The following is a 6,603-nucleotide window of genomic DNA, read 5'->3' on the forward strand; positions in this document are numbered from 1 at the left end:
TCCGGGACGACCCCGACCACGCGCCGCTCGTGAGGGCGCCGGAGTTCCTCACGCTGACCAAGCTTCAAATGGCCTGGCCGATGCGGGCCTCGGTGGGTTCGGCGAGATACGGCTCGATGGCGGAGTAGTCGCTCCGGCCGCCGACAGCCATCATCGTGACCGACTCCACAGTTGATACAGGATCAGGTTTGTTCTCGCCCCTGGCCCCGCTCAACTCTCATAGGTTATCGCTCGAAATCAGGGTTGTGTAGCGTCTCGATTCGGGCACACTCGTCCGAACTCAATCGTGTTGCAGCCCCCTGAAGATTCCCGAGGATGTGTGATTCGGTCGTGCTAGAGGGAATCGGAACGACCCCGCGCGTGGTGTTCCACGCAATCACTACCTCTGCTGCAGAGAGGTCTCGTTCGTGGCCAATCTCTCGAAGCACGGATTCCTCAAGCAGTCCGGGTGCCGACAGCGGTGAGTGTGCGATGACACGAATGTCCTGACTGTGACAGGCAGACACTAGCTGATCGCGAGGCTGGTACGGGTGCCGTTCGACCTGAACCAGCGCCGGGTCGACATCTCCTGTCTCCAGCAGTGTCTCCAGTTGAGCGAGCGAGATGTTACAGGCACCGATTGAATCCGCCAATCCGCGGTCAACGACGTGTTGCATATGCTCCCAGGCGGTCGTGAGAGGGATTTCTGCAGTCTCGATCGTGCCGTCGTCGGCTTCGGGAAAGGTCAGTTCCTCTTGTCGAGGGACCGATTTCTCGGCCAATCGGGTGAGTTGACCGCGATGTGCCCACGCCCCCGGCCAGTGAAGCATATAGCAGTCGAACGCGTCGATACCAAGCTCTTCGAGACTCCCCGTACACGCGTTCAACAGATTCTGTCGGTGATGATTCGTGCGCCAGGGTTTCCCGATGATGAAGACGGAGTCTCGGTCCGGGCTGCCAGGAGCCGCCAGCAGCTCGCCGATTCGGTGTTCATTCCCGTACAGTTCCGCAGAGTCGAGAAGACGGTACCCAGCATCGAGTGCCGTCATGATAGAGTCCACGCGATTGTGATACTCGCCATCTCGATACCGCGAACAGCCGAACCCGACTGGTGGAAGAGTGACCCCGCCACGATTGGTCGGGGTGGGGGTTGCGGGCGGAATCGTGGTTTCCCTGGCTGCGGGGTCAGCAGGAGTGTTCACCTGGCCAGCGGAGAGGTCATGTGAGTTCACCTTCGTGGGTCCCCCGTTCTCTGCTGCGTTCTCGATTGCGTTACAGATGCTAACGATATGAGCCCCCCGGCGACCGCTGGCGCGCGGGGGCTCGCCGCTCTCGATACGCGCTGCAAACTGCTCGACGGCGGTGAGATACTCGCGGCCCCCTGTCGGTGTCTGTGGCGGGACGGTGATGTACTCTCGGCCGACACGGCCGAATGATACCGCATCAACCGCGTCGTCCATCGCCCCAGTCCCGCGGAGGTACATCGAGCCGTCGTCGCCGTGGAGTTCGAGCCCGTAAAACTCCCGTGCACGGTGTGGCGTGTAAATGCTGGCTGTGAGTCTGACGATAGGGCCGGCGGCGAACTCCAGCATTGCCTCGACGTGGCTGGGTGCTGTCGGGTGCTGGTCTTCGCGGTCCGGCCAGATGTCGAGGCTGTCGGCGACGCGGATCCGTTTCACGGGGCCGAACCAGGCTGTCAACAGTGTTAGCGGATACACGCCGCCGTCGTACAGTGGGCCGGTTTCGAGAAACGATTCTGGGCGATCATGCCAGTCGGTCACCCGACCGACGTGAGCGTGGGCATAACCGAGCTGAACCGGGCCGAGCTGGCCGTCAGCGAGTACTCGCCTGGCGCGTTGCTGTGCTGGAGCCCGCGGGGTTGCGGGCGCACACGCGAGACCGAGGCCGGTTTCACGTGCCGTCTCGAGCAGCTCACTGGCTACCTCCGTCTCGAGCGCTATCGGTTTCTGTGAGTAGACGTGCCGGTCGGCAGTCAGCGCAGTGCGGGTCACTGCTGCATGTGCAGCGTGACTCGTGAGATTCACCACTAAATCGGCGTCGACGCTCGTCAATGCCGCCTCTAGGTCGGTGAACCCTGGGCAACCGTATCTGTCGGCGAGTGCTGTTGCCCGCTTCTCATCGAGGTCACATACGCCGGCCAACGAGAGTGCCCCCGCCGAGAGCCCACGGGCGTACTCATCTGCGATTGCGCCGGCGCCGACGAACAGACAGTTCACAGTTGTGCCGAGAGTGTGAGATATATATGCCCCCCGACAGGCGGCCCGTCACCACTGAGAGCGTTCTCCCCCGTGGTGACGACCCGAGACGACAGCGACTCCACGCCTATTCGCCCCCGCCACGATATCACCGTATGATGCGGCGTTGAACGCAAGACAGTGGCAATGTCGGCATTTGACATTCAGTTATTCGGAAGACGCCCTAACTCACAGCCCGCACAGTTCGGCCCGGTCCTCAATCGAGCGGCGGACGGTCCGCCGTGAGGTGTTCAATTCCTTGACGGCCTGTCGCTGCGAGAGGTCGCCGGTGCCCCTCTTGACGAGCTGCGGGCGGACCTCGGCGATCTCGGCCAGCCGTTTTACTGCCCACGTCACGGCTCGCGGGCTCATGTGGTCGCGCTGCCGACTTGGGACCAGCGCCTCGCTGTGCTTCCAGCGCCGGTCGAAGGGTCGGCGCAGCGCCCGCGTCGAGTCGGCGTTGAGCGTCGCGACAGTGACTGATTCGGAGGCTACTCCCTCTCGGATGTTAAACCCCGTGCGGGGAGCGCTGTTGATGGAGTGAGAGTATCCAGTTCAACGAGTGCGGCGAGGCGTTCGACCTCGTCGAGAAGATGGCGTAAGCTTCCCCCCGGCATGGGCTGGTCGATGCGGCCCTCGGTGGGGGCGGGGGCTCGTTCTCTCAGTTACACTCCGGACACATGGCGTAGCTCTGCCCGGTCCAACTCTGGCGGAGGTGCATGTCCGCTCCGCACTCCTCGCAGGTCTGCTCCTCTGCTTGCTCGCTCATACGTTCCAGTTGGCTCTTCAGTTTATTAGTCCCATCGCGTGTGTGCATCTTGGTGGCTAACCGTGGATGCCCTCGCCGATTCGGCGCTCGGCGGATAGCTTGATGATGGGGTAGTCGCTCTGGCCGCCGCCGGCCACCATCGTCCGGACACCGGCCTGTCGCCTGACGCGGTGGTGGGTGATCCGTGAGCGGCGGACGAACCACGAGGGATGATGAAATGAGAAACTGCATCCGTCTGAGGCCTTTTTCAGCCATGCTCTCCGCTCCTGCTCACGACCCCCAAGACGGGCGCCGATTCGCAGTTCTGATGCTCGGACTGTCTGCGCTCATTTTCCTCGCGATCCTGTGGGACCAGCGACAGAACTCTGCGGAGTAAGCCTGTCGAGAAGGCGCAATACCCCTCAGCCACGCATAGCATCGCCGATGCGGGCCTCGGTGGGTTCGGCGAGGTAGGGCTCGCGGAGTAGTCGCTCCAGCCGCCGACGGCCATCATGGTGCGGACGTCGACCTGGCGTTCGGCGAGGTGAGGGGTGGCCCACGAGCGGCGGAGATCGTGGCTGGAGACAGCGCGCCAGCGGTCGGCCTGCGGGTCGGTTTCGGCGACGTCGGCGGCGGCTTCGCGGACCCAGCGCCGAATCGAGGAGGTCGAGGCCTGGACCCAGGTCTAGCCAGTGGCGCAGTCGCGTTCGCGGGCGAAGCGGCGGACGTTGGCCTCGACGGGGTCGGGCATCCAGGCGTCGCGGACGGTCGGGTCGCCGCCTTTGGTGTTCTTGCCCCGGACCTCGAGGAGCCAGCCGTCGGCGTCGTCGCTGTACCGGAGCTCGGCGTCGCCAGGGTAGGACACCTCCGAGGCCCGCAGCCCGCAGCGGTCTATAAGTTGGATGGCGAGTTCGCGCTCCCAGTCGGTGCGAGCGGCGGCCTCCTCCAGGCGGCCGATTTCGCCGGTGTCGAGCCAGCATTTCGTGATGTCGCCGGAGTCGTCGACGCGAACCATGGACGGGTTTACACGATCACCCGACTAGAAGCCACCGGCATGACCAGTGATTACCCGCCGATAGCGGGGGGTTTCGGGGTGGTTGTGGCCGGGTTGTCCGCTAACCCGATTACGAGACGAGGGAGTTCTCAGGCACTGATCGGTTCCGGATCCACTGCTGCATACAGCGCGCATATTCAGGAATTACCACTGGTGTCTTCGCTTCTACCGATGGGCAACTCGTGTGTCATCAGTCGCTACTGCCGCCCTTGACTCTGTGCATTCGATACGATAGTAAAATACGCAATTACACCAATCGACCACATTAGCACGCCGACAACCTCAGACCCTTGAAAACCAACATATTCTATGAGTGCTAACGGGCCTATGCCCAATCCGAAGACACCGACGGCATGGCCAAGCCTGTCGTACCTATTATCGAACGTGAACTGTTCACCGAGCAGTGTAATATCATACGCCAAAATGAAGTATGCAATCCCAATGTACATGCTTGCTATGCTTGACACGAAGAACCAATCCGAAAGTAGGTATCGATGAACTCCACCACCAATGCAGCAACCAATCAGGACAGCCAGCGGGAGGGACTTATTGAACTTCACACCTCGCTGTTGAAATTGAATATCTTTATTTCTGTATACAGGCTCTGTGTCCCGCACAGCTTGATTTCGTAGTTTTGAGACAGATACCACCGTTTCACTATCTTCAGTAAGCGTCTAGTTTGGTTATGTCTACGCTGTGGGCGTTGAGTTTGTTTTCGATATGAGCCTTCGATTCTGTTAGAACTGAACTATCTTGACACAGTGAATTTATTCAGGTCAGAGCCGATTTACTGCCAAGCGTGGGGAAACTTGAGCAGCCGATCGTTCGGTGGACAATTGCATGTTCGTTTCTTGCTGTTGAGCTGTTGTTGTTCGTTGTAATCCCTGACCCAGGGGAAGGGGACTTGGGCAGCAGATATGTGGTTACTCCTGCCACCCAAGCGATGTGGACAGTACTCTCGTTGGTGTTATTTTTCGTGTTGCTGTCGGCGTTGAAAGATCTCGGTGAGAGAGACAGACCGCTCGCCTATGCTGCCGAGCAGATTGAGACTACCCAACAACGACGGGCTACGTATATTCACAAGACAGCCCGGTTAATACGGATTGAGACGACTGGGTCGCTCGCATCGTGGATCGCTACCGGCTTTTTGCTTCTTCTGGCGGTTGGGGTGGCAACAGAAAGCGTCTCCGGACAGCCAGTTCGACTCATCTGCACGGCAAGCATATATGCACTGTTGGCAGCCTTTGCAGCCCCTCCTGCCCGTGGTTATTTCACCCGGAAGTTGCGAGTGACGATTCCACGGCCGATTGTGGTCATCATTCTCGTTGTGGGGGTCTTTCTGAACCAGGCGGCGGTAGCCCCACCACTAGCGACGTAAACCAGTTAGAACTGCTTCGTTCAGGGATCAAGATTGCTGACTATAACCTCTATATCCTGCAAGCCGATCGTGTCAGCTCTGTGTCCACTCAGCAAACCCGCGCTCTCCCTCCGAAGATGACCGGGCCGTTGTCCGACCCGATTACGAGACGAGGGAATCCTCAAGCACTGATAGATTTCCGGATGCACTGCTGCATACAGGGCGCGAGTACGCCACAGGGTTCGCGTGCTATCTGCAGTCGAAGCCATGCCGTTTCCTGTTTTGATGAATACGTTTGTCACAGCCACTTGCTGACTACATCCTCTGTATCGGTCACGCCCATACTGTCAGGTAGCGAGAGGATAGGAAAGAATCGCCCCGTATCTCCGGACGCGAGTTGTCGTCCAACTCGCTTACCGTCAGTCGTCTGGAGTGCGAGTCCCGCGTCGTTCGTGTCCGAGTCCACGAAGTGAGCACGAGCCCTCGTCAGGCGCTGTTACGAGTCGTCGCCGCAGGTTTCCTGCCCTTTGACGAGCGTTCCTTTGCCGTCGGCGGCGGGTTAGACCTCGTCGGGCGTGATGCCGTCGGCGTGCTCGTCGACCCACTGCTCAAGCGGCTGCCCGCCGACGTAGGTCACGGACTTCTGGTGGATCTCGTCGAGCACGAAGTCGCGCAGCGTGCCCCCCTGGTCGGGGAGCGTCAGGTCTTCGAGGTCGGCCTCGCGGTACTGCTGGAACCGGCGCACCGCCCGCTCGGCCGCCGCTTCGGGGACGTGACAGAACACCGGCACGGCCGCCGTGTCGCTGGTGGTGGTGTCGCTCGATGCTCCTCTGTCGTCGGTGTGGTCGTTCTGTGGCATACTCGGTCGACCTGGTCGGTTTCAGCCAGGTACGGGTGCGGCCGTCGCTACCGGTATGTTGAACGTCGAGGGTCTCTTGTAAACTACGATACTCGTCGGACAATATACCACGCATCTCACCAATCAGTGAAGAAGGTCAGTCAGACGCTCAGCAGACGGTGGCTCTCTCCCCGCGTTCTCATTACCTCATTAGTGGGGGTAGTCCGCATTGCCGTCGGCTCTCAACCCGCTGGTCCGCCACGCTATCATGAGGGCGGCCGGATGTTAATGACGGCCATGATCGTATAGTGACCCCCGGACGATGACCTTCGATATCCACGACCACCGCCACCGACTCAAGCAGCTTCGCGA

6 protein-coding genes are annotated in these 6,603 nt (G+C 60.4%); 1 reads left to right on the forward strand and 5 read right to left on the reverse strand.

What is annotated here, in order from left to right; all coding sequences use genetic code 11:
- Positions 1–224: 224 nt before the first annotated feature.
- From DP107_RS19440 to DP107_RS19455, 4 genes are all read right to left on the reverse strand, one after another.
- The gene (locus tag DP107_RS19440; protein ID WP_144263729.1) at positions 225–2,216 is read right to left on the reverse strand and encodes an aldo/keto reductase; all 1,992 of its coding nucleotides are present in this window, start codon (positions 2,214–2,216) and stop codon (positions 225–227) included.
- Positions 2,217–2,423: 207 nt separating this feature from the next.
- Positions 2,424–2,606 (reverse strand): hypothetical protein, encoded by a 183-nt coding sequence (locus DP107_RS19445; protein ID WP_144263730.1) that lies wholly within the window; start codon positions 2,604–2,606, stop codon positions 2,424–2,426.
- 1,061 nt (positions 2,607–3,667) lie between these two features.
- The gene (locus DP107_RS20610) at positions 3,668–3,997 is read right to left on the reverse strand and encodes a site-specific integrase (RefSeq protein ID WP_202877469.1); all 330 of its coding nucleotides are present in this window, start codon (positions 3,995–3,997) and stop codon (positions 3,668–3,670) included.
- Between the two features lie 236 nt (positions 3,998–4,233).
- Complete coding sequence (locus tag DP107_RS19455; protein WP_144263731.1) at positions 4,234–4,596, reverse strand: hypothetical protein; 363 nt, start codon at positions 4,594–4,596, stop codon at positions 4,234–4,236.
- A 239-nt stretch (positions 4,597–4,835) separates the two neighbouring features.
- Here DP107_RS19455 and DP107_RS19460 point away from each other — a divergent pair, with 239 nt between their 5' ends.
- Entirely contained in the window at positions 4,836–5,414 is a 579-nt protein-coding gene (locus tag DP107_RS19460) for a hypothetical protein (protein ID WP_144263732.1), read from the forward strand.
- A 538-nt stretch (positions 5,415–5,952) separates the two neighbouring features.
- Here the strand turns inward: DP107_RS19460 and DP107_RS19465 are convergent.
- Positions 5,953–6,252 carry a hypothetical protein gene (locus DP107_RS19465; RefSeq protein WP_144263733.1) on the reverse strand — a complete coding sequence of 100 codons (300 nt, stop codon included), beginning with the start codon at positions 6,250–6,252 and terminating at the stop codon, positions 5,953–5,955.
- Positions 6,253–6,603: the final 351 nt, after the last annotated feature.

The sequence above is a fragment of the Haloglomus irregulare genome (assembly GCF_007421925.1).
GTDB lineage: Archaea > Halobacteriota > Halobacteria > Halobacteriales > Haloarculaceae > Haloglomus > Haloglomus irregulare.